Annotated in this window: 21 protein-coding genes; 16 read left to right on the forward strand and 5 right to left on the reverse strand. The window is 40.4% G+C overall.

Annotation, left to right across the window (positions count from 1 at the left end):
• The first annotated feature begins 78 nt into the window (after positions 1-78).
• From gpmA to JW794_07340, 11 genes are all read left to right on the forward strand, one after another.
• The gene (gene gpmA, locus JW794_07290; GenBank protein MBN2017912.1) at positions 79-825 is read left to right on the forward strand and encodes a 2,3-diphosphoglycerate-dependent phosphoglycerate mutase; all 747 of its coding nucleotides are present in this window, start codon (positions 79-81) and stop codon (positions 823-825) included.
• Positions 825-2,846 (forward strand): methionine--tRNA ligase, encoded by a 2,022-nt coding sequence (gene metG, locus JW794_07295; protein MBN2017913.1) that lies wholly within the window; start codon positions 825-827, stop codon positions 2,844-2,846. The genes gpmA and metG overlap by 1 nt, the downstream gene beginning before the upstream one ends.
• Positions 2,847-2,917: 71 nt before the next feature.
• Positions 2,918-4,384 (forward strand): SpoIID/LytB domain-containing protein, encoded by a 1,467-nt coding sequence (locus JW794_07300; protein MBN2017914.1) that lies wholly within the window; start codon positions 2,918-2,920, stop codon positions 4,382-4,384.
• A 63-nt stretch (positions 4,385-4,447) separates the two neighbouring features.
• Entirely contained in the window at positions 4,448-5,023 is a 576-nt protein-coding gene (locus JW794_07305) for a nucleotidyltransferase domain-containing protein (protein ID MBN2017915.1), read from the forward strand.
• Positions 5,020-5,487: a HEPN domain-containing protein gene (locus JW794_07310; GenBank protein MBN2017916.1), complete on the forward strand. Its 468-nt coding sequence runs from the start codon at positions 5,020-5,022 to the stop codon at positions 5,485-5,487. Before JW794_07305 ends, JW794_07310 begins: the two co-directional genes overlap by 4 nt.
• 110 nt (positions 5,488-5,597) lie before the next feature.
• Positions 5,598-6,905: a tRNA (N6-isopentenyl adenosine(37)-C2)-methylthiotransferase MiaB gene (gene miaB, locus JW794_07315; GenBank protein MBN2017917.1), complete on the forward strand. Its 1,308-nt coding sequence runs from the start codon at positions 5,598-5,600 to the stop codon at positions 6,903-6,905.
• 15 nt (positions 6,906-6,920) lie between these two features.
• A complete protein-coding gene (locus tag JW794_07320; protein MBN2017918.1) occupies positions 6,921-8,021 on the forward strand; it encodes an NAD(P)/FAD-dependent oxidoreductase in 1,101 nt (366 codons plus the stop codon).
• Positions 8,022-8,094: 73 nt separating this feature from the next.
• Positions 8,095-9,972, forward strand: coding sequence for a tetratricopeptide repeat protein (locus tag JW794_07325; GenBank protein ID MBN2017919.1), 1,878 nt, complete (start codon positions 8,095-8,097; stop codon positions 9,970-9,972).
• Between the two features lies 1 nt (position 9,973).
• Positions 9,974-10,426 (forward strand): TerB family tellurite resistance protein, encoded by a 453-nt coding sequence (locus JW794_07330; protein ID MBN2017920.1) that lies wholly within the window; start codon positions 9,974-9,976, stop codon positions 10,424-10,426.
• Entirely contained in the window at positions 10,419-10,961 is a 543-nt protein-coding gene (locus tag JW794_07335; GenBank protein MBN2017921.1) for an HDIG domain-containing protein, read from the forward strand. The genes JW794_07330 and JW794_07335 overlap by 8 nt, the downstream gene beginning before the upstream one ends.
• A gap of 13 nt (positions 10,962-10,974) precedes the next feature.
• The gene (locus tag JW794_07340; GenBank protein MBN2017922.1) at positions 10,975-11,868 is read left to right on the forward strand and encodes a universal stress protein; all 894 of its coding nucleotides are present in this window, start codon (positions 10,975-10,977) and stop codon (positions 11,866-11,868) included.
• A 1-nt stretch (position 11,869) separates the two neighbouring features.
• On the opposite strand, the gene JW794_07345 is transcribed toward JW794_07340, so the two are convergent.
• Positions 11,870-13,525 (reverse strand): NFACT family protein, encoded by a 1,656-nt coding sequence (locus tag JW794_07345; protein MBN2017923.1) that lies wholly within the window; start codon positions 13,523-13,525, stop codon positions 11,870-11,872.
• A gap of 301 nt (positions 13,526-13,826) precedes the next feature.
• On the opposite strand from JW794_07345, the gene JW794_07350 reads away from it, so the two are divergent.
• The 5 genes from JW794_07350 to JW794_07370 all read left to right on the forward strand — a co-directional run bounded on the left by JW794_07350 (position 13,827) and on the right by JW794_07370 (position 19,052).
• Positions 13,827-14,744, forward strand: a complete 918-nt coding sequence (locus JW794_07350; protein MBN2017924.1) for a histone deacetylase — start codon at positions 13,827-13,829, stop codon at positions 14,742-14,744.
• The gene (locus JW794_07355) at positions 14,726-17,428 is read left to right on the forward strand and encodes a bifunctional acetate--CoA ligase family protein/GNAT family N-acetyltransferase (protein ID MBN2017925.1); all 2,703 of its coding nucleotides are present in this window, start codon (positions 14,726-14,728) and stop codon (positions 17,426-17,428) included. The genes JW794_07350 and JW794_07355 overlap by 19 nt, the downstream gene beginning before the upstream one ends.
• A 211-nt stretch (positions 17,429-17,639) precedes the next feature.
• The gene (locus JW794_07360) at positions 17,640-18,047 is read left to right on the forward strand and encodes a hypothetical protein (protein MBN2017926.1); all 408 of its coding nucleotides are present in this window, start codon (positions 17,640-17,642) and stop codon (positions 18,045-18,047) included.
• A 126-nt stretch (positions 18,048-18,173) separates the two neighbouring features.
• Positions 18,174-18,581: a PH domain-containing protein gene (locus JW794_07365; GenBank protein ID MBN2017927.1), complete on the forward strand. Its 408-nt coding sequence runs from the start codon at positions 18,174-18,176 to the stop codon at positions 18,579-18,581.
• Between the two features lie 12 nt (positions 18,582-18,593).
• The gene (locus tag JW794_07370; GenBank protein ID MBN2017928.1) at positions 18,594-19,052 is read left to right on the forward strand and encodes a hypothetical protein; all 459 of its coding nucleotides are present in this window, start codon (positions 18,594-18,596) and stop codon (positions 19,050-19,052) included.
• Positions 19,053-19,236: 184 nt separating this feature from the next.
• Here JW794_07370 and JW794_07375 read toward each other — a convergent pair whose 3' ends face one another.
• Genes JW794_07375 through JW794_07390 form a run of 4 tightly spaced genes read right to left on the reverse strand, consistent with a single transcriptional unit; the run spans position 19,237 to position 22,855 of the window.
• Positions 19,237-20,355: a sodium ion-translocating decarboxylase subunit beta gene (locus JW794_07375; protein MBN2017929.1), complete on the reverse strand. Its 1,119-nt coding sequence runs from the start codon at positions 20,353-20,355 to the stop codon at positions 19,237-19,239.
• Positions 20,348-20,791 carry a biotin/lipoyl-binding protein gene (locus JW794_07380; GenBank protein MBN2017930.1) on the reverse strand — a complete coding sequence of 148 codons (444 nt, stop codon included), beginning with the start codon at positions 20,789-20,791 and terminating at the stop codon, positions 20,348-20,350. The genes JW794_07375 and JW794_07380 overlap by 8 nt, the downstream gene beginning before the upstream one ends.
• A gap of 7 nt (positions 20,792-20,798) precedes the next feature.
• The gene (locus JW794_07385) at positions 20,799-21,305 is read right to left on the reverse strand and encodes a hypothetical protein (protein ID MBN2017931.1); all 507 of its coding nucleotides are present in this window, start codon (positions 21,303-21,305) and stop codon (positions 20,799-20,801) included.
• Positions 21,305-22,855 (reverse strand): acyl-CoA carboxylase subunit beta, encoded by a 1,551-nt coding sequence (locus tag JW794_07390; GenBank protein MBN2017932.1) that lies wholly within the window; start codon positions 22,853-22,855, stop codon positions 21,305-21,307. Before JW794_07390 ends, JW794_07385 begins: the two co-directional genes overlap by 1 nt.
• Position 22,856 lies beyond the last annotated feature (1 nt).

Below are 22,856 nucleotides of genomic sequence, written 5' to 3' on the forward strand. Positions count from 1 at the left end.
TTTGTAATTTAAAATTAGGGTTTTGAAATTATCATAATATGTTATTCATAAAAATAATGAATCCAAGAGGTTGTTTACATGTATAAATTAGTATTACTTCGTCACGGCGAAAGCATCTGGAACAAGGAAAATAAGTTCACCGGATGGACTGATGTTGATCTATCTGAAAAAGGAATCCAGGAAGCTTATGAATCTGCATCTGCACTCCAGGAAAAGGGCTTTACCTTTGATATTGCATTTACATCGGTCTTAAAGCGAGCTATCAGAACCCTGTGGATCGTGATGGATGACATGGACATGATGTGGCTTCCCGTTGAGCGTTCCTGGCGATTGAACGAACGTCATTATGGCGCTCTACAGGGCTTGAATAAAAAGGAAACTGCGGACAAATATGGCGAGAAGCAGGTGCTTATCTGGCGCAGAAGTTATGATACTCGTCCACCTGCTCTGACCGAGAACGATCCGCGCTATCCGGGCAACGAACCGATGTATGCCCATGTGCCGAAAAAAGACCTTCCATTTACAGAATGCCTTAAAGATACGGTGGCTCGATTTCTTCCCTATTGGAAAGAGACGATTGTCCCTATGATCAGGCAAAAGCAGAAAGTTATCATCGTTGCGCACGGAAATAGTCTGCGTGCTTTGGTGAAATATTTGGACAAAATTTCAGATGAAGAGATCGTTGGTCTCAATATTCCCACCGGTATTCCGCTCGTGTATGAACTTGATGATGCCCTGAATCCACTCGACCACTACTATCTTGGTGATCAGGAAAAGGTGCAGCAGGCGATCGACTCGGTAAAAAATCAAATAAGGAAAAAGTAATGAATAAAGAGAAATATTTAGTAACAAGCGCACTTCCCTATGCCAATGGACATCTCCATATCGGGCATGTGGCAGGTGCATATCTTCCGGCAGATATCTTTGTGAGATTCCAAAGACTTCTCGGGAATGACATTATTTATATATGCGGTTCGGACGAGAACGGTGCACCCATCTCGATCAAAGCTGAAGCTGAAGGCAAAACACCCCGGGAGATCGTTGATTTTTATCATGACAGCATAACTAAGAGTTTCAAAGATCTTGAGATCGAATTTGATAATTTTTCAGGTACTGCTCGTTCTGTGCATACAGAAATCTCACAGAATTTTTTTCTGGCTCTCTATAATAAAGGTTTTGTCACAGAAAAAACCACACAGCAACTTTATTGTGAGCATGACAAACGATTCCTTGCAGACAGATACATCGAAGGCACCTGTCCATACTGTGGAGCTGAAGGTGCTCGTGGCGACCAATGTGATGGGTGCGGAAAGCTGATCGATGCAACAAAGTTGATCGACCCGAAATGCAAGATATGCGGAAATACTCCCGTAATTAGAGAAACAACTAATTGGTATCTTGAGCTGCCAAAATTCGAGAAACCACTTCGTGAATGGCTGGAAACAAAGAAATCCTACTGGAAAGAGAATGTCCTCAACTTCATACTCAGCTGGCTTGACGAAGGGCTCATCGACAGGTCCATTACACGCGATCTCAACTGGGGTATTCCGGTTCCTCTCGAAGGAGCAGAAGGCAAAGTCCTTTATGTGTGGTTTGATGCGCCAATAGGATATATTTCCTCAACGGTGGAGTGGGCAGAAAAGCTCGGAACGCCTGAACGCTGGAAAGACTATTGGCTCGATCCCGACACAAAACTCATCCATTTTATCGGAAAGGATAATATCCCGTTCCATACGATCACATGGCCCTCTGTGCTTATGGAGCAGGACGAGGAATTTGTCCTCCCCTATGATGTTCCCGCCAATGAATATCTCAATATAAAAGGTCAGAAGACATCGACCAGCAGAAATTATGCAATATGGGTTAAAGATGTAGTAAGAGATTTCAATCCTGAATTTTTACGATATTATCTTGCTGCAATTGCTCCCGAGACCAAGGACAGTGATTTTTCATGGGAAGATTTCCAGGCAAAGATCAATAATGAACTGGCAAATATCCTCGGTAATCTTGCAAACCGTGTCTTTACATTTGTTAATAAATATTTCGATGGAAACATACAAAGACCGGAAAATCTTTCTGAACTATCAAAAAACACTCTGGATGAAGCACACAAACTCATCGTTGACGTCAAAGACTCTTACGAGAATTACAGAGTTCGCAAAGCTGTGAAACTAATCTTAGATATTGCTCGTTCAGGTAATAAATTTTTTGATGAGACGAGTCCATGGAAAGCAGTGAAAGAGAATAAGCAACAGGCTGCTGAAACGCTGTATGTTTGTACAGAACTACTTCGCATCATATCGATCATCCTATCACCGGTGCTTCCAAAGAGCATGCGAGAACTCAGAACGATGCTAAACTTGGATCAACCGCTTAAATGGGATAGTGTCAATACTCCTCTTATTAAAACAAAACTCGGTGAAATACAACGATTATTCAGAAAGATCACCGATAAGGAAGTAAAGCATCAAAATGAACTGCTCGAAATACAGTCCGGATCAGCACCAGTACTCAAACATAAGCCGGAAATCGAGTATGATGACTTTGCTAAGATCGAGCTTCGTGTCGTTAAAGTAATCGCTGCAGAGTCTATCCCAAAAGCAAATAAGCTGCTCAAATTGCAAGTCGAATGCGCTGGCGAGAAACGGCAGGTTGTTGCCGGTTTATCTCAGTATTACAAGCCAGAAGATCTCGTGGGCAAACAGATCGTTCTTCTAATGAACCTGAAGCCGCGCAACCTCATGGGCTTGGAATCGAATGGTATGATCCTCGCTGCAAATTCTGAAGATGGCGTAGCACTTGTAGTACCCGATAAAAAAGTACCGGAAGGAAGTGACGTGCTGTGAGAACATTCCTTGCTTTAGTTATTTGTATTTTTGCAATAACAGCTTTAGACGCAGCAGAGATTGTAAATGATATGCTGTATGTTGATGTTGAAATCCTTCCCAATGCTAACACAATCGACCTTTCATCTTCAGGTACGATTACTATAACAGAGGAAGATTCCCCTTTCCAGCTCGAGTTCTCAAACACATCGCTATCCATACAAATACCTGATGGGATCGAGATCGTTCCTTTCTGGAAAGTTGGCATCAAGAAATTCACATCAAAAAAAGATGCCGAATCCTTTATTATCACGTTCCCGGAATGTTATGTGCAGGAACTCCCTGCAATCTCTTTTGATGGGAAGCGTTTTTCAATAGAAGAAGAGTATGCAGTTTACTTAAATACATCGTTCGGATCTTATGAAGAGGCAAAACTGAACACTGAACTTGGCTCTTGGGTCGAGGAAGATTACGAATATTCATACAGTGACCTTTTAATCTATGATATCGAACAACAAAAGGATTATTACCTTCGAGCGCCAATCTGCATAAAAAGCACATCTCACATCATCGTGGACAATGTTCCCCGATCAAACTTCTGGAATCCACAGGAGTATGTAACACGGGAATATGAATCCGACCTGCGCGTCATGATCAATCAGATCGGTAAGATGAACCTTATCGCACATGTGGATTTCGAGAACTATGTTGCAGGTGTTATTCCGAATGAGATCGGTACAGATTCTCCAATGGAAGCAATGAAAGCGCAGGCAGTAGCAGCCAGATCAGAAGCACTATCAAAAGTACTCAATGGCGTTCATAAGGATGACGGCTTCGACCTTTGTGCGAGTGTCCACTGCCAGGTTTTTTCCGGCATTACAGACATCAATGCAGTCACCGAAAGTGCTGTTGAAAACACGCGCGGTGTTGTTGGAATCTATAAGGACAAGATCATAAATGCGGTGTATTCCACGAGCTGCGGCGGAAAAACAGAAACCAGCTCCAATGCATGGAACGGAAAAGAAGTGCCCTATCTCACAAGTATTTATGACGGCAATGGTTCATGCTCGTACGATCTAACAAAAAAATATTATGCTGAAAAGTGGATAACGGAATCTCAGCCTGTTTTCTGCAATACCGACAATGAATCCGGATGGGTGAAGAACACCTATTCATGGCAGAAAAAATATACAATTAGTGAATTCGAACAGATACTGAATGGCAAAGCAAAATTCGGAACATATGAAGGATATGAAGTTTTGCAACGTGGTGAATCCGGTCGTATCATAAAATTGAAACTCATCGGTTCCAAAGGAGAACTCCTGCTTGAGAACGAGCTTCTCATTCGTCAAACACTCGGCGGTCTGCGCTCATCACTTTTTTATATTTCAAAAGATTCGAATCATATAATTATCACTGGCAGGGGAAGCGGACACGGCGTTGGCATGTGCCAGATGGGTGCTATAACAATGGCAAAGGATGGAACCTCATACGAGCAGATATTGAAGCACTACTTTAAGGGGATCGACCTCAGGAAGATTGGGTATACTGATAGATAGGATTGAAAAATTTGACAAACCGTCTCATTTTTGGTACAGTTGTCTCAAATTCGGAACGGCGCTATGGAACTACATATTACAGAAAATCATTTAAAAATTTTAACCTTATTCACAAATGGATATTCCCGTGAATACTATATTCGTGAAGTTTACAATAAATTGAACTTGGGTTTGCAAACAGCCCAAAGAATATTGGACGATCTTGAGGAGAAGGGAATATTATCTTCAGAAATTAAAGGAAATATTCGTAATTTTAAACTCCAAAATAACCAAATCGCACGTGATTATATAACATTAACTGAGCAATATAAAAAAATCATATTCTTCCGAGATTATCCAATCATCTCACAAGTAGTTGAGAAAATTATACCCTTTGTAAATGGAATCAGTATGGTATTCGGAAGTTATGCCAAAGGAAATGCAAATGAAGATTCAGATCTTGATATTTGTGTGATCGGAGAATGTAACAAATCTGAAATAAACAATATTTCAAGCAGATATAATATCTCTACAAGCATATTTCACTATCCATATGAAATATTTGAAAAAGAATATCTAAAGGATCATTTATTAAGAGAAGTTATTCAAGACCATATTATAATCACACAACCCGATCAATTCGTTAGGAGGATTTTATGAATGAGCTTAAGTGGTGTTTAAAGCAAAAGAGAGGACTAAAACTTATAGAATCAAATTCAAATCTTGCTGAAGCTTATCTGAAAAAAGCTGAAGAAGCAATGGCAACAATGAATGAAATCAGTGATTCCAGTTGGAAAATATCCACAGCATATTATGCAATGTACTTTTCACTGTATTCATTGCTGCAAAAAATCGGTATTAAATCAGAAATTCACAAATGTACGATTTTATTTGCCCAATCTTACCTTTCAGATTATTTCTCCGATGAAGAGTTACAATTTCTTGAACAAGCGATGGAGCAAAGAGTCGAAAATCAATATTATACAAATGTTCATACTAATCGAGAATTTTATCATAAAGTTGTTAAAGAAGTTCCAAAATTCTATGTAAAATGCAAAAACCTTATTAGCTGTTTGACATATAAAGAAATACAGCATATTAGGAACCTTCTAAATAAAAATTAGTCTTTCTTTATTTAATGATAAATTTCAAAAATATAAATACAATTCTTTTAGCTAAGTTTTGACTTTATTAGTCAATGATCAAATCATTATTATGTTTTAAAACTCAACACATGAAATCCTATTCCTTCCACATCAAAACATACGGCTGCCAGATGAATGTTGCAGACAGCGAACTCGTTGCTGGCATTCTGTCAAATGCAGGATATATTCAAACTGATACAATAGAACAAGCGGATATTATATTGTTCAACAGTTGCACGGTTAGACAGCATGCTGAAGACCGGGTTCTTGGGAGAATCACAACCGAAGCAAGGAGAAAGGAGGACAATCCCAACATGCTCATCGGTCTTATCGGATGTGTTGCTCAAAGAAAATGTGAACAACTACTCGAAGAAATAGACAGTCTTGATTTCGTGGTAGGAACCGATCAATATCGGCAACTTCCTGATATAATTTCTTCGTGCTTAAAGGATAAAAAACCTCTTTTCGCAGATGTTCAAAACAACATTGAAAACTATGAAAATATTTATCCGGTCAGAAACAGGGGTGTTAATGCTTTTGTTACGATCATGCGAGGATGTAATAATTTCTGCTCCTATTGCATCGTGCCCTATGTGCGCGGAAGAGAACGCTCACGTGATCATACCGAAATTTTTAATGAAATTGAAAAAGCAGGCATGGACGGTTTTAAGGATATCACGCTTCTTGGTCAGAATGTAAATTCCTATGACGACGGCATACTTACCTTTCCAGAACTCTTACAGCAGGCATCACACATAGGATCGATCGAGCGTCTGCGTTTTGTCACTTCACATCCTAAAGATCTTTCCGATAAAGTCATCGACGTCATGGCACAGGAACCAAAACTGTGTGAGCATCTCCACCTACCCATGCAGTCCGGATCAGATAGAATCCTTCAAAAAATGAACAGAAATTATACGGCTGAGAAATATCTCGAGATAATCAACAAACTCAGAAATGCAATGCCGCAAATTGCACTTACCACAGATGTGATGGTCGGTTTTCCCGGTGAGACTGAAGAGGAATTCTTACACACTTATAATCTCATGAAAGAAATCCGGTTCGACTATGCCTTCATGTTCAAATACTCTCCTCGCGATGGGACTGAAGCAGCAGGATATCAGGATCAAATCCCAGAAGAAATCCGCCTCGAACGCCTTCAAAAACTCATCGATCAGCAGGAAATCATTACCTTTGAAAAATACCAGGAACAAATCGGCAGAACGGTCGAAGTGTATGTGGAACAGGTTAGTAAAAAAAGTGACAAGGAACTTTCAGGGAGAACGCTCGATAATAAAATTGCTGTATTTCAAGGTGGAAAAAACCTCATAAGTAGCTTTGTTAAGATCAAAATAGTTGACGCAACAGGATGGACACTCAAAGGAAAACAAATCTAACTTGCAAGGAGTATGATGGAAGAAGTTGAAGTCTTAATAATCGGTGCCGGGATTGTTGGACTGGCTATTGCAGAACGCCTTTCAAAAACCTTCGATTGCGTTATCGTGGCAGAAAAGGAAGATTCTTTCGGAAGGCATACATCGAGCAGGAACAGTGAAGTGATACATTCGGGGATCTACTACCCAAAAAACTCTCTTAAAGCAAAGCTCTGTGTTAAGGGTAATGATATGCTCTATGACTTTATGCAGAAGCATGATGTACATCATAGAAAGTGCGGAAAACTACTTATTGCCGCAAAAGAACAGGAAATCCCGATCCTGGAGGAATTGCTCCAGAACGGGACGAACAATGGTGTTCAGGGATTGGAAATCTATTCTCAAGAACAAGTGAAAGAGATTGAGCCGCTGTTCAAAACAATGGGTGCACTCTGGGTTCCTTCCACAGGTATTATGGACACTCACAATGTCATGAAAAAGCTCGAATTTCTTGCTGAGGAGAACGGTGCCATGGTATCCTACAACACAGAAGCAGTTGGCATAGAAAAAGTTGATGACAGCTATATTGTCACCTTTAAAGACGGCTTCCAGGTCAAATCTCCTATTGTGATAAATTCTGCAGGATTATGGTCGGATAAAGTGTCCGGTATGGTTGGCATACACCCGGAAAAACATAACTACAAAATTCATCTCTGCAAAGGTGAATACTACAAAACTACCAAGTATAATAATATCGAACACCTGGTCTATCCTGTTCCTGATCCGACAGGTATCTCTCTTGGAATTCATATTAGAATAAATTTGAATGGTGAACTATCGTTCGGTCCTAATGCATATTATGTTGATGAGCTAGAATACAGTATGGATGAAACCTATCACAGACTATTCCATGAATCCGTCTCAGAATACCTCGACATCGAATTTGATGAAATGTGGCAGGATGATGCAGGCATTCGACCCAAGCTGCAGGGAAAAGGAGAGGGATTCCGGGATTTTGTTATCGAAAATGAAAAAGATAAAGGTTTTCCCAATTTCATAAATTTAATCGGTATCGAGTCTCCCGGACTTACCTGTTGTCTTGCAATAGCTGAATTTGTTGAGAATCTTATCGAACATTGATCAATATATAACATATAAATATTGACATACTTCATAGGTATAGCACGCTCTTTTTTACTAGATCGGGGGTACAATGAAGAGAATAATAGTATTATTTGTAATGGTTTTATTTGTTTCAGTAAGTCTGTGTGCACAAAACGTGACACTGCTCTTTAAGGAAAAAAAGACCTTCTCCAAAGAAAAAGTGTTATCAATCTCTCTTTGTGATCAAAATGGAAATGAGCCTGTTACAGAAGAAGAATTTATTCAGTCAGATATGCTGTATTTTGCATATAAACCAATTGGAGAATGGGAGTTCAAAGAAAAAGACCTTGATGAAGATGTAGCCACGATTTACATCAAGCAGCAAGGTGTTAGGATCGATCAGCAGGAAATTAATGCTCAAACCTTTGATGGAAAAATAAATCAGGTTATTACGGCATATCCGAAGAGGAACTTCAATCTTGCAGAACCTTTCTCTTTCCACAACGAACTGACCAACTCACAGCCAATGATCCTGCCAGAAAAATTCTGGATTGATTACGATGCTTTCCGTAATGCCTATACAAAAGGCGCTGATCTTGCAGATCAAGAACAATACCTTGAATCCTTCTCTGCACTTACGTGCTTCCTCAGTAATACACCTGAGGTCGAAGGTTTATCATTTCATAGACTCACCCTTCAATTGGTAACTAACGATGTTAGGATACTCATAAATGAGACTCAATCAGAATTCAATATTCTCAAGCTCGAACTTATAAAATCTCTTAATGAGACAACATTGGGGCAGCTCGATGATCTGTATTCACAAGCACTTACGCTTCAAGATAGCTTTTCTGTCTATTTTGATTACATGAATAATGCGGAGAGTAATAACCTTCACAATAAACTCGATACTCTCGTGCAGGAATCCGGAGATTTACTTCAGCAATATACTGATGAATTCAAGCTTCAAAAGTTAACGATCTTTGAAAAAGGGCATTATTCCGACAACCGATTTGCGTATTACATCGATCTGCTTAGCAGAATGCTTTGCTACTCTGACAGCATTCACATGATAGACAGTTTGCATCCGATGAACATCGAAACAGTGAACAACTTTCCGGAACAGAAAAATCGTCTTGAACTTCTGGAATGGCTTGATGACTTTCTTGCAGGCATCACTCTTATCAACCGTTCCATCGAGCGGGATCAATGTGTGCTGTGTGACTCTGCAATGATGAACCTTAAGGCTCAGCTCTTAATTGAGAAGCAGCCATATTATGAGATCGTCACCGCATTCAACGAACTTGGTTCACAAGAAAGGGATGCTTTTGCTCAAAACATTTCTGCAGCCTGCGTAAAATGCACAGACGAAGAACTCCTCGATCTTCTCGAGCTTCAGTATCTGTCATGGCTTGCGACGAATTCCAATATATCGGAAACTGTTCTTTCTGCAATAAATAACGGTCTCGAATATGAGAAAGCAGGTAATATCGTAGATGCAGAGCAGCAGTTCACCAAAGCAACATTGCTTGCAAGTAATTATGCACCTCCACAATTCTATCTTGGGAGGATCTACCATCAAAAAGATGAAAAATATACTGCTGAAATATACTTCCAAAGAGCGCTGGAAATTTCTCCAACATATATCTCACCCATGAAATATATGATCGATTTTCTTATTGAGGACGGCAGTTATCAGGAAGCGCTGGATCAGGTGAATACAGCACTCGAATCAAATCCGATCTGGTTTTTCCATTACCTTAAAGCCCTCGCTCTTTACCATCTTGGGCAATATGCTGAAGCTGGCAACGTGTTGAATGAAGCAATCCGGATCAATGGCTTCGACTTTGATGAATATATTCTTCTCGGTGATATATATAAAGGACAGGAGAACATTGACCGTGCCAAAGAAGCGTATAGCAATGCAGGTAAGATCGATCCTACCAATAAAATCTTTACAGAACGGATGGCTTCATTAAAGAAGTGATATGTTTAATTTCAAAAATTTGTTCCAGGCTTCAGAACCTGAAACTCAACTTGAAAACAGCTCTTCGGAGAAACGATTGCAGATTGCAACCTGTGCATTATTTCTTGAAATTGCACAGAGTGACGAACACTTTTCCGAGCTCGAACACAGCACAATTATCGATATTCTAAAACAAGAATTTTCTCTTTCGGAAGATGAGGTGCAATCTCTCATCAAAAGCACCGAACATGAACTGGATGAGAGTATCGATCTATGGCAGTTCACCAATTTGATAAATCAGAATTTCTCTGATGAGGATAAGATCAAAGTAATGGAGAATATCTGGAGAATCATTTATGCCGATCAAAAGCTCGATGCACAGGAAGACTATCTTGCCCACAAGATCGCAAACCTTCTCAGATTATCACATAATATATTAATTGATACAAAATTAAAGGTGAAAAAACATGAATAATGAGATAAAAGAACTCTGGCCTGAACTCAACTGGATCGAAAATGAAGACCTGCAAGAAAAAGTGGCTGCTACGTGGGAACTTGCGTTTTCAAAAAGTGTTCTCACTCCTGAAGATCTTCAGAGAATCCCATTTACTCTTCTTGTTGAAGATTGCAAGGTAAATTTTATGGCGCACAAACGCGCTGTTGTGCATGTTGCGTATGAATCAGCAAAGATCATGCAAAAATTCTTTGGTGATGAACTTCCGATCGATCTCGATGTTGTTGTTGCAGGAGCTATTCTTGCTGATGTGGGCAAATTGCTTGAGTATGAAAAAGACGGTGATTCGATCAAATTCAGCAAATCAGGTCAGCTCCTTCGTCATGCCTTTACCGGTGTTGCACTGGCTCATGCATGTGGCGTGCCGGATGAAGTATGCCATGTGATCGCTGTGCATTCAAAAGAGGGAGATGGCTTCCGTCGAACCACTGAAGGACTCATCATCCATCATGCTGATTTCATGACCTATTTACCATTTAAAAATCTTATAAAATAACGGAGAGACTTCTATGAAAAAAATAATTGTGCCAGTCGATTTTTCTGAAAATACAGAATGTGCATGTGACTATGCACTGAAATTCGCCGCAAAAGAAGAAACCGAGATACTGCTCTTTCATGCGTATATGTATCCTATCGCAACCGCAGATATGACGGACGATGTGGTAGACAGCTCAACGCTGATCACACCTGAAATTATGGACAGTATAGAACAAGCAGCACACGCAGGCATGAAACGCTTAAAAGACAAGCTCGATAAAAAAATTAAGGAGGAAAAGGTTTCGACCATCAAGCTGAAAACAAAAGTTACCAATGGAATGGTCGAATATGAAATCCTCGATGGATGTGATACATACAATCCCGATCTCGTTATTATGAGTTCCTCCGGTCAGGGTCACACTTCAGGAAAATTGCTGGGAAGCATTGCACTCAAGATACTCGAACATGCTGCAATTCCTGTCATGACAATTCCTGATGGTACAAAGTTCAAAAAGATCCGTAATGTCCTGTATATCACTGATTTTGATGAATCGGATATCACTGCCATAGAAAGTCTTCTCAGCATTCTCGATCCCTTCAAGGTCAAAATACACTGCCTGCATGTCGAGCATTCAAAAAAGGATATGCTGGACAATATGCTTATGGATTATCTCAAGAAACATTTCGAGAATGAGTTCAAAAAAGAAGTGATGTTCTTCGAGATCGTACAGGACAAGGATGTCTCAAAAGCAGTTGAAGAGTACATCAAAGAGAAAGATATTGATCTTGTTGGGCTCCTGCATCACAAGCGGGGATTGCTTTCCAAGATATTCCATCCAAGCATGACCAAAAAGATCTTCTATCAAACCGGTCTGCCCATCCTCACTTTTCATGATACCGCAGAAGAGGATGATTCGATAGAATAGTTCAGAATTTTAATGTTCTTGGATGGATGGGATCCACGAACACTGTTTTCTGATTTTTATAAACCACAAACCCGGGAGCGCTTTTCCTAGGTTTTGTTACATACCGAACTTTTGTAAAATCCACCGGAACTTTTGTCGAATGTTTTGCCTTGCTGTAATATGCTGCGATACCTGCTGCAACTTCTCTCACCTTCTCAGGCAAGTGATCGAGTTTCGATGGATTCTTTACAATGACATGTGAACCGTGATAAACCCTCGTATGGAAAAACCAGTCGTCGGGCTTTGCATAATGCGTTGTTAATTCATCATTCTCTTTATTTGATCGTCCGGTAAGGATCTCCCAATTTTTCCCTTCTGCTGAAATAGTAAATCGTCTGAATGGAAGAGTTGTTTTATCTTTAGGCACAGTATCTTTTTTCCCAACAAATCCTTTGAGACTATTCACATCCTCGAATGATCTGATGTCAGAGATTTCCTTTTCAAGTTGAGTTATTTTTTTCTGATTGTTTGTAATATTTCTACTGAGTTTCTCTTTGCCGGATACTGCTTTCTTGTACTTCTTGAAATAGAATTCCATATTCTGCTGTGGGCTTTTATCTGCCTGCAGAGGAATTATAATACTAGGATTTTCACTCTCAAAATAATCAATGACTTCGACTTCATCAATTCCTTCTTTGATCGCATGCAGATTGATCTTTAACAACTCGCCTAATTTCTGCCAGTGTGATGCATCCTCAAGTTCTGTCATATCCTTTTTTTGTTGAGCAAGCGTTTTGAGTAACTTCTTTTTCTTTCGCTCCAGTTCATGCAGGATTTTCTCTTTAGTTTGATGAAGTTGCGATTGAACGATCTCGTTTTTGAAGTAATACTCATAAGCACTATTTACCGATTCCATCTCAAGGCAGTCTTCACAATTGAATACGTTGAAGTATTTGCCTTTGGGATCATAATATAATTTGTTTGATGCAGACCATCTCTCGCACGTTGAGCGAATGATATTTATGAATTCCCACATTTCTTCAGTACGCATCTCAGGCTTAAAAAAATTCTTGAGAAATTTTGGTGTATTGCTGAATTGCGTTATAAAATCTTTCCATAAAACGGGCAATGTATTTGGATATAGCTCAAAGTACATTTCTCTACTCACAGCAAAAATATACGGTTTTTCAGCTGCTGGAGGTGGCGTATATGAAATTCCAGGATACAATTGCCGGTATGCGCTATCCGAGATATGGACTCTTCGATGGCAATCAAGAATAACATCCTCACCTTTTTCCTCTCGTGTGAGTATCAGGTTTTCATAGCGTGGGATTAACTCTAAAATAAGTTTGTAATATGAGGTTTCTCCATAAAAGGATTCTTTTTCAAATGCGAGAACAAGCACCTTGTCGTTTTTCTGCAATTCAATACCCATTATCGTACTTTTTAAGAGGTGTTTTCTCAGCAACAATGAAAGGTGATTATCAGTCCAATCATTATCATCGATATTTTTCGACAGAAAGCAAAGTGGGTTTTTACCATTAAGCGAGATGACAAATTGTATAGATGCAAGATCGAGAACATACGTCGTATCATGGAAATACACTTCTTTTACATCCCTTTTTGTAAAGTGGATCTTATTTTCTTTTTGCCATAAATCAAGAAACGTATATTCCATATTTCAACCTGAATCTTTTAACAAAATATTATGTGATTAATCTCACATATTGTCACCAAGGAATTTATTGTGAATATAGGCAAGATTTATCATATCTGCTTCATTCAACATTGCGGGAATAGTAAACGGAAATTCAACAAAAATATTTCGATTTCTACTTGACAGCTTTTCTATCCTTGCAAAGAAGCACCTTTTAAGTGGTTATTTATGAAATTCTTTGTATATTTTTCATATATTCACTTTAGGAAAGGTTGAAATGCAATTAATTTATAATCCTGTCTTTTTAGAACATGACACCGGCATGCACCCCGAGAATAAGAAGCGGCTCACTTCGCTTGGAGAGCTGCCCGTTACAGAACTCGAGAATGGTGAAAAATATCTTACACTCGTCCACACACCGGAATATGTTACACAGATAAAAGAAGCGTGTATGCGTGGTGGTCATATCGATAATGATACGATCGTTTCTCCTGGCAGTTACGAAGCAGCAATCTATGCAGTTGGTGCTACGATCATGGCATCAGAAACCGGTGACTTTGCCCTTACACGCCCCCCAGGACATCATGCTCATATTAGCAGATCGAGCGGTTTCTGTCTTTTTAACAATGTTGCTATAGCATCACAGTATCATGTTAACCAGGGAAAACGAGTGCTTATTTTCGACTTTGACGGACACCTCGGCGACGGCACGGTGAAATTTTTCAACGATACTGACAGAGTTTTATATTGGTCACTTCATCAATATCCGGCATTTCCCGGCGGTGGAGACGCTGATGAGATTGGGATTGGCAAAGGTGAAGGATACACAATAAATTTACCTCTCCCTCCCGGAGCTGGTGATGAAATTTTTATGGATGCTGTCGAAACCTTCCTCCCGATCGCAAAGGAATTCGATCCGGACATAGTTGCTGTTTCAGCCGGCTTCGATTCCCATCAATATGACCTTCTTCTCGATCTTCGACTTTCGATCAATTCATATTATAAGATTGGAAGGATGCTAACCGATAACTTCGATAAGGTCTTTGCAACACTCGAAGGTGGATACAACATCGAGATGTTCCCCAAGTGCCTTTACAGCTTCCTCGATGGAATCAATCATGATGAAATGAGGTTCCAGGAACGGGAAACGGATTCTATGATACAGACGTACTACGAGTGGGAGGGCAGAAAAGCCATGGCACGACAAGCGCTATCAAAATATTGGAAATCAAAAATTTAAAGGATATATTAATGGGTACAAAAAAACTAACCAAACTTTTTAATCCAAAAGTAGTTGCTGTTATTGGTGCAACTGCACGAGACGGAACTGTAGGATTTTCTTTGATGAACAACCTGATCGGTTCGGGATTCGACGGTATTGTATATCCCATCAATCCTAAACGCACGAATGTTCTTGGTGTGAAAGCCTACAAGAATATTAGTGAAGTGCCTGATAAGGTTGATCTTGCAGTTATTGCCACTCCCGCTAGAACCGTTCCGGCAATTGTCGAAGAATGCGGTGAAGTAGGTGTTGATGGCATAGTACTGATCTCAGCCGGTTTCTCGGAAATCGGCAAAGAGGGCAAGGAACTCACCAAACAGATCCTTGAAATCCTTAGAAAATACGGGATGAGGATGATCGGACCAAACTGTCTTGGATTCATTAAACCTTCTATCAATCTGAATGTCAGTTTTGCTAACAAGATGGCGCTCACCGGAAAAATCGCTTTCATCTCTCAGAGTGGTGCGCTCTGTACAGCTATTCTCGACTGGTCTGTCGATCAGAATGTCGGATTCAGCCATTTTGTCTCAATCGGTTCAATGGTCGACGTCAGTTTTCATGACCTTATCGACTATTTCGGCAGTGATCCCCACACCACGAGTATCGTAATCTATATGGAATCCCTCACCGATGCCAGAAGCTTCCTGAGCGCTGCGCGTGCATTTGCCCGTAACAAGCCGATCATTGTGCTCAAATCAGGAAAGAGCTCGGAAGGTGCGCAGGCAGCGAAGTCGCATACCGGTAGTCTTGCAGGTAATGATTTTGTTTTTGATGCTGCATTCAAAAGAGCGGGTGTTATTCGCGTTAACACAGTCGATGAGCTTTTCCATATCGCACAATCACTTGCGATGCAAAACAAACCGGAAGGAAATCGTTTAGCAATCATCACAAATGCTGGTGGACCCGGTGTTATAGCTACCGATACTTTGATAGAAAAAGGTGGTAAGATCGCCAAGCTCTCCAAAGAGACGATCGATGAATTGAACAAACACCTTTCACCCAACTGGAGTAAGGGTAATCCGGTCGATGTCCTAGGAGATGCAGGTCCTGAGCAATATGAAAGAGCAGTGGAACTCTGTGCAAAAGATAAAAGTGTCGATGGCATCCTTGTTATCCTCACACCTCAGGAAATGACAGATCCGACCGGTGTGGCAGAAAAAGTTGCAACACTCAGCAAGAAATGCAAGAAAACACTACTTGCTTCATGGATGGGTGCCGAAGATATCGCTGAAGGACAAAAGGTGCTGGAAAGTCATCAAATTCCAGTGTATCAAACCCCTGAAGATGCTGTGAAATGCTTCATGTATATGTATGATTATACCCGTAATCTCGATATCCTTCATGAAACCCCGTCTCAAATTCCTCATGAATTTGTTCCGGAAAAAGCAAAAAGCAAACAACTTATCAATGAAGTATTAGCCGATAAGAGAACGGTCATGACCGAGTTCGAGGCAAAGCAGCTTCTTGATTATTACGGCATACCTGTTATCAAAAATGGACTTGCAAAGACCGAAAATGAGGCAATCAAACTCGCAGAAAAGATCGGATATCCTGTTGTTATGAAGATCGCATCACCGGACATTCTTCACAAAACAGACGTTGGCGGTGTGATACTCAATATTGTTAATAAGGAAGAAGCAAAGAAGGCATACAACAAGATCATGAAATCCTCAAAGGAACAAGCGCCCGATGCAGACATTCGAGGTGTATTCGTCGAGCAGATGCTCAAACGTAAATACGAGCTGATCATTGGGTGTAAAAAAGATCCTATCTTTGGACCTACGATTGTATTCGGTATGGGGGGTGTTGCTGTCGAAGTCTTTAAAGATACGACCATCGGACTTCCTCCGCTCAACATGGCGCTGGCAATGAGAATCATTGAGGATACCAAGATATATAAACTGATCAAAGGATATAGAGGCATGCCCGGTGCGGATATTCCATCGATACAATTCCTTCTGTATAAATTTGCATACATGATCATGGATTTCCCGCAGATCAAAGAAGTGGACATCAATCCTTTTGGTGTTGATGAGCGCGGGGGTGTTGTCCTCGATGCAAAAATAATTCTCGATGATAAAGTCAAGGTATCTGCTGAACATCCAAATGAACATCTTGTCATCTCTCCATATCCTTCAGAGTATATAACAGAATACACAATGAGCAATGGGGAAAAAGCGATCCTTCGTCCCATTAAACCAGAAGATGAATTAATGGAAAAAGAGATGTTCTCCAATTTCTCAGAAAGAACACAGCGATACAGATTCTTCCAGCTTATCAAAGATATATCTCACGACGAACTCGTCCGTTACACACAGATCGACTATGATCGTGAAATTGCCATCATTGCTATTGTTAAGGAAAACGGCAAAGAAAAGATGGCTGGTGTAGTGCGATTGATCGCCGATCAATATAATGAAACTGCTGAGTTTGCTATCGTGATTGCTGATCCGTGGCAGAATCTTGGACTTGGTAATAAATTTACAGACTACATCATGGAAATTGCAAAAGCTCGTGGTATTCAGAAGATTTATGCAAACATTCTTGCAGATAATCATATCATGCTGCACATGTTCAGGTCACGTGACTTCAAGATGATCAAGACAGAAGACAGCTTCTATGCTGAAAAAGTTATCAACTAAGCAAGAAATCACAAACTATCATTCAGGAGCATGACCACAAGTTGTGCTCCTTTTAATTTCACCAAAGAAGATCGTTTTATTCTTGTCAGGAAATTCATAATGCACTTCTAAAACAAGTTAACAGGAATATTATGAAAACTGGAGAAAGAAAACAGGTCGATCACATATACTTTGAATTCTATATAATTTATCAACAAGACATAACGAGGGCATGAATACCTTATCCGCAGAAAACCAACGAAAAAAGCTGATCATGATGAAGCTTCAACACACACTGACGTATGTAGGAACATCTGCACTCATATTTGCCGGATACAGCATCATCGGATATTTTGTAGTTATTACCATCCTTACAGTTACTGCAATCATATACACTCCCTACCTGATCAAAACATTGGTACAACTAAAAAAATGGAAATGGATTATCGGTTTTGTGATATTCGTACTGGGACCGATGATGTTGAGTCGTTTCGTTGTTCGAGGATTACTGCTCATACAAATATTGTCATCAATTACATTTTTCATGTATTTTTTATATTGCTGTATATTACGCTACTGTTTACATGACTGGATCGAAGAGATTGACATAGCGGAAGCGGAAATGGATTTTGATGAATAACTATTATTACACATCACTCAGTTTACAATGGATGTCGGTATAAAGGTTGCAATCGTAAATATCCTATTTCATTGACATTTTATCCTTACATTTCAAAAATACCTTATCATCAACCAAGGAGTCTGTATGGCCATAACCCGGGCACAGCTGAAAGATTCACTTACAAGGCTTAACAAACTCCCACTTTTAGATGATGACAATCTGAAAAGAGCATTCGAAAACATAGCTGAAAGAATGCAAGCGAATGAAGATATCGAGTATGTCTTCAGCTCTGATAACATTCCTTCCACCTATCTGCTTGTCGCGACGAATAGGAGAGTCCTTATCATAAGCAGACCTCTCCATGGCAAAGAACACGAATTTGAATTATCCTATAAAAACACACGTAATGTAACATTAAAAAAAGGTATATTTTCACCAAAAATTATCATTCAAACAAGAGATGGAAGGATCTATCGTTTTAGAACTCGAAGTTATGAGGAGTGTATCATGTTCGCTGAATTTATAAATAAAAAGATCAAGTATATCTTATAAAAGGGAGAAACCATGAAAAAAATATTAGTAACATTTACAGCAGTATTACTGCTTGTTTCGATGTCTTCAATGCTTTGTGCATATGATGACGACACACAGGTTATGCTAGAAACGATAGGTGCATTCTGTGCTCAGGGACTGTATCTTACGTATAGTGCGATCGGCACAACGATCGATGCCTGGAGTTTTGATACATACACCGACGAAGACGCTGTTGCAATGATATCGGAATATGTTGGAATGTGTGAAGCCGTAAAAGAACAGTTGGAAATCCTTCTCGATTCAGGTGTCATGAACACTGAAGATGATACGTATGTATCAGAAGTCAACGAAACATTCGACCTTCTGGTCGCTCAAGGTGATGCTGCAATCGACTATATCAACACATACGAAGAGAGTTACCTGGACAGGTTTGAAGTAAAACGCAATGCTGCCTGGGATATGATCGAATATTTGCTTGGATTGGAGTAATTTCTCGAATTTATTTTCAAATAATGGCAGCTGCAAATAGAATACAGATACTCACTGATAAAACGGATTTCCACTGTTAGTGAATTAATTGTTAATTAACTGCGTATTTAATATTTCATTCCGGTTGACCAGTTCAACCGCTACTTCATCATTGAAAATTGAATATTGGCTATTGGATATTCTCTTAGTGTCCCAATATCCCCCACAGGACACCTGCTGCTACTGCTGAACCGATCACACCGGCTACGTTCGGCGCCATGGCATGCATAAGCAGATAGTTTGATTTATCATATTTTTGACCTTCCTGCTGAACAACACGTGCTGAGTCCGGCACAGCAGAAACGCCTGAGGCTCCAATAAGTGGATTTATCTTCCGTTTAAGGAAAAGATTCATTAATTTTGCAAAAAGTACACCCGCAGCTGTGGCAATAGCAAATGAAAATGCACCAAGTACAAAAATTTTCAGTGATTTATATGTAAGAAATACACTTGCCTGAGTACTTGCTCCAACTGCAATTCCCAGTAGAATCGTTACAATATCTGTCAGGGCATTTCGTGCAACATTGGCAAGACGCTCCGTAACACCGGATTCTTTGAGTAAATTCCCAAAGAAAAGCATACCAAGAAGAGAAATTGCACGAGGTGCGATTGCTGCAGTGACGAGTACGCCGACAAGAGGAAATATAATCTTCTCACGTTTTTCAACAATGCGGGGACTCTTCATTTTGATGACACGCTCTTTTGGTGTTGTTAAAAGCCGCATAATGGGAGGTTGAATGATCGGCACCAATGCCATATACGAATATGCAGCAATAGCGATTGGTCCTAAAAGGTGTGGTGCTAGTTGCGATGAAAGAAAAATCGAAGTCGGCCCATCTGCGCCGCCGATAATGCCAATTGCCCCAGCTTCAACGAGATTGAATCCTAAAAGTGTAGCGCCGAAAAAGGTTGCAAAAATGCCGAATTGGGCTGCTGCTCCAAGCAGAATAAGTTTAGGATTGGCAATAAGTGTGGAAAAATCAGTCATCGCACCAATACCAAGAAAGATCAATGGCGGGAAAAGACCGGATTTTACACCAAAATAGATATAGCTGAATACCGATCCCTCATCATACACACCCCCAAAAGTACCGGGAATGTTTCCTACGAGGATACCGAAGCCAATCGGAACAAGGAGCAGGGGTTCATAATGTTTAACAATACCAAGTGTTATGAACACAAGCCCAACCACGATCATGATCAGATTAGTATACTGCAAATGGGCGAACGCAGTTGTTCCAAAGAAACTTATGATCTCATTCATCTTTTGTTTCCTCGATCTCAACCAGTAGTTGGTTCTCAAGAACAGATTCACCAACCTTCACATTGACCTTTTTTATCTTTCCGTTGACCGAAGCCGCAATCTCAGATTCCATCTTCATCGCCTCAAGAATAAGAAGCAGGTCACCTTCTTTGACCTCATCACCTTCCTTGACTTTTACATCAAGAATAACACCGGGCAGAGGTGCTTTCACGTTGCCGGGGCTGAGAAGTGAATCAACATTCTTACCGCTAAGAGAAGGCTGTAGGGTTAGCACTTTTTTGGGGCGTTCGAGTGCTTCGGTACTCTTGCCGTACTCGGGTTCCATCTTGACTTTGTAGGTAATACCATTGATTTCAACTTTTGCATTCAAGCCATCATATTCAACGACCCGACCCTCGAATTTTTCGCCATTTACTTCCATCTTATATGTTTTCATAACTATCCTATCTTTTTTCTTTAACGGCCGCAGTTCGCTGGAAAACCGATTTGTTTCCCATGCGTTCATTCGGCATGTGAAGTTTTGATGACTGGTGCCATTGACTGACCTTTGCTCTCTTCATTGTAAGCAGCATTTTGCTGTGATTTTCAACCTCGTTTTCATGAAGAAAAATCGTCATAACAACTGTTGTTAAGATTTTCTGGTTCAAGGGCACATTCTGTGTACGCGGCTGCACTGGTGAGATCGAAACGATCTTCTTTTTAACCCCCAACTCGTTCTCATCTTTTTCAACAGCTTTATCCCTTTTTCTAAGATGCTTGAGAAGATCGATGATCACCGCAACCAGCAGGAGACTTAAGAAGACAACCACCATACCTGCAAAAACGATATTTCCAGGTGTCGTTTGAGATGCTGTTTCTTCTTCAGTATTTTGAACCTCTGCAAAACAGATGGATGAACTACACAGGAGAATCAAAGCAATAAGTATGAGTATCGAGGTTTTTATTTTCATTATAAAGGAATATTTCCATGTTTTCTTGGAGGATTGGTATCCTTCTTTGAAGCGATCATTTCCATTGCCCGTATGAGTCTCTGCCTTGTTTCAGAGGGCTCAAAGATGTCATCAATATAACCTTTTGATGCAGCCTGGAATGGAGTAGCGAACTTTTTCCTGTATTCTTCTTCAATTTCTGCGAGATATTCATCTGGATTTTCAGAGCTATCAGCTTCTTTCCGAAAGATGATCTCAACTGCACCTTTCGGACCCATAACAGCGATCTCTGCTGAGGGCCATGCATACACAAGATCAGCACCAACATGCCTGCTGTTATATACGCAATATGCACCACCATACGCCTTTCGGATAATTACGGTGATACGAGGAACGGTTGCTTCAGCGATGGCGTAGAGGATCTTGGCACCTTCTTTTATGATGCCGCCATGCTCCTGGCTGATACCGGGCAAAAATCCTGGGACATCTTCGAGAAAGAGTAAGGGAATATTAAAGGCATCACAGAAGCGAATAAATCGAGCACCCTTTTTTGATGCATTGGTATCCAGACAACCGGCAAGATATTCCGGTTGGTTTGCAACAATACCGATAGAATGTCCATTAAGATGAGCAAATCCTACAACAATATTCGGGGCGAAATAGCGAGCCACTTCCAAGAATTTTCCATTATCAACGATACTTTTAATAATATTTACTACATCGTATGGCTTGGATGGATCATCCGGAACGATCGTATTAAGATTTTCACAAATCCTGTCGATCGGGTCAGCACATGCAACAACGGGCGGATCCTCAAGATTGTTATTGGGGATATATTGAAGAAGGTTGCGGATGAGTGAATACGTTTCCTCTTCGGTTTCGGTAATAAATTGGGTAACACCGCTCTTTTGGGCGTGTACCATTGCACCGCCGAGTATTTCAGTTGTAACATCTTCATGTGTAACGGTTTTCACGACCTTTGGTCCTGTCACGAACATATAGCTGTTCTTTTTGTTCATGATAATGAAATCAGTGATCGCCGGAGAATACACAGCACCGCCTGCACAGGGTCCAACAATTGCTGAGATCTGCGGAACAACACCCGAAGCCATCACATTTCTATAAAAAATATCTGCATATCCTGCAAGCGAATCCACACCTTCCTGGATTCGTGCCCCGCCTGAATCATTCAATCCAATAAGAGGAGCACCCATCTTCATCGCCATATCCATGATCTTACAGATCTTCTCGGATACTGTTTTTGAAAGAGAGCCACCAAAAATGGTGAAATCTTGAGCATAAACATACACAAGGCGACCATCGATCGTGCCGCATCCTGTTACAACACCATCGCTGAGATATTTCTGCTTTTCCATTTCGAAGTCGGTACAGCGATGGGTAACGAACATATCAAACTCTTCAAAACTATCCGGATCGACGAGTAGTTTTATTCTTTCGCGTGCAGTGAGTTTTCCTTTTTTATGCTGTGAGATGATCCGTCTTTCGCCACCTCCAAGCAATGCTTCTGCACGACCTGCCTTTAACTGTGCCAAACGTTTTTCTCTGTCCATG

The organism is Candidatus Cloacimonadota bacterium (assembly GCA_016932035.1).
Taxonomy (GTDB): domain Bacteria; phylum Cloacimonadota; class Cloacimonadia; order JGIOTU-2; family JGIOTU-2; genus Celaenobacter.

Bases quoted from the DNA above. Each gene is read 5' to 3' on its own strand.
- JW794_07335 (MBN2017921.1), top strand. From the start codon at position 10,419: ATGAATAATGAGATAAAAGAACTCTGGCCTGAACTCAACTGGATCGAA.
- JW794_07390 (MBN2017932.1), bottom strand. From the start codon at position 22,855: ATGGACAGAGAAAAACGTTTGGCACAGTTAAAGGCAGGTCGTGCAGAA.
- JW794_07380 (MBN2017930.1), bottom strand. From the start codon at position 20,791: ATGAAAACATATAAGATGGAAGTAAATGGCGAAAAATTCGAGGGTCGG.
- JW794_07300 (MBN2017914.1), top strand. From the start codon at position 2,918: ATGCTGTATGTTGATGTTGAAATCCTTCCCAATGCTAACACAATCGAC.
- JW794_07340 (MBN2017922.1), top strand. From the start codon at position 10,975: ATGAAAAAAATAATTGTGCCAGTCGATTTTTCTGAAAATACAGAATGT.
- gpmA (MBN2017912.1), top strand. From the start codon at position 79: ATGTATAAATTAGTATTACTTCGTCACGGCGAAAGCATCTGGAACAAG.
- JW794_07325 (MBN2017919.1), top strand. From the start codon at position 8,095: ATGAAGAGAATAATAGTATTATTTGTAATGGTTTTATTTGTTTCAGTA.
- JW794_07360 (MBN2017926.1), top strand. From the start codon at position 17,640: ATGAATACCTTATCCGCAGAAAACCAACGAAAAAAGCTGATCATGATG.
- JW794_07310 (MBN2017916.1), top strand. From the start codon at position 5,020: ATGAATGAGCTTAAGTGGTGTTTAAAGCAAAAGAGAGGACTAAAACTT.
- JW794_07330 (MBN2017920.1), top strand. From the start codon at position 9,974: ATGTTTAATTTCAAAAATTTGTTCCAGGCTTCAGAACCTGAAACTCAA.
- JW794_07370 (MBN2017928.1), top strand. From the start codon at position 18,594: ATGAAAAAAATATTAGTAACATTTACAGCAGTATTACTGCTTGTTTCG.
- JW794_07305 (MBN2017915.1), top strand. From the start codon at position 4,448: ATGGAACTACATATTACAGAAAATCATTTAAAAATTTTAACCTTATTC.
- metG (MBN2017913.1), top strand. From the start codon at position 825: ATGAATAAAGAGAAATATTTAGTAACAAGCGCACTTCCCTATGCCAAT.
- miaB (MBN2017917.1), top strand. From the start codon at position 5,598: ATGAAATCCTATTCCTTCCACATCAAAACATACGGCTGCCAGATGAAT.
- JW794_07375 (MBN2017929.1), bottom strand. From the start codon at position 20,355: ATGAATGAGATCATAAGTTTCTTTGGAACAACTGCGTTCGCCCATTTG.
- JW794_07320 (MBN2017918.1), top strand. From the start codon at position 6,921: ATGGAAGAAGTTGAAGTCTTAATAATCGGTGCCGGGATTGTTGGACTG.
- JW794_07385 (MBN2017931.1), bottom strand. From the start codon at position 21,305: ATGAAAATAAAAACCTCGATACTCATACTTATTGCTTTGATTCTCCTG.
- JW794_07345 (MBN2017923.1), bottom strand. From the start codon at position 13,525: ATGGAATATACGTTTCTTGATTTATGGCAAAAAGAAAATAAGATCCAC.
- JW794_07350 (MBN2017924.1), top strand. From the start codon at position 13,827: ATGCACCCCGAGAATAAGAAGCGGCTCACTTCGCTTGGAGAGCTGCCC.
- JW794_07365 (MBN2017927.1), top strand. From the start codon at position 18,174: ATGGCCATAACCCGGGCACAGCTGAAAGATTCACTTACAAGGCTTAAC.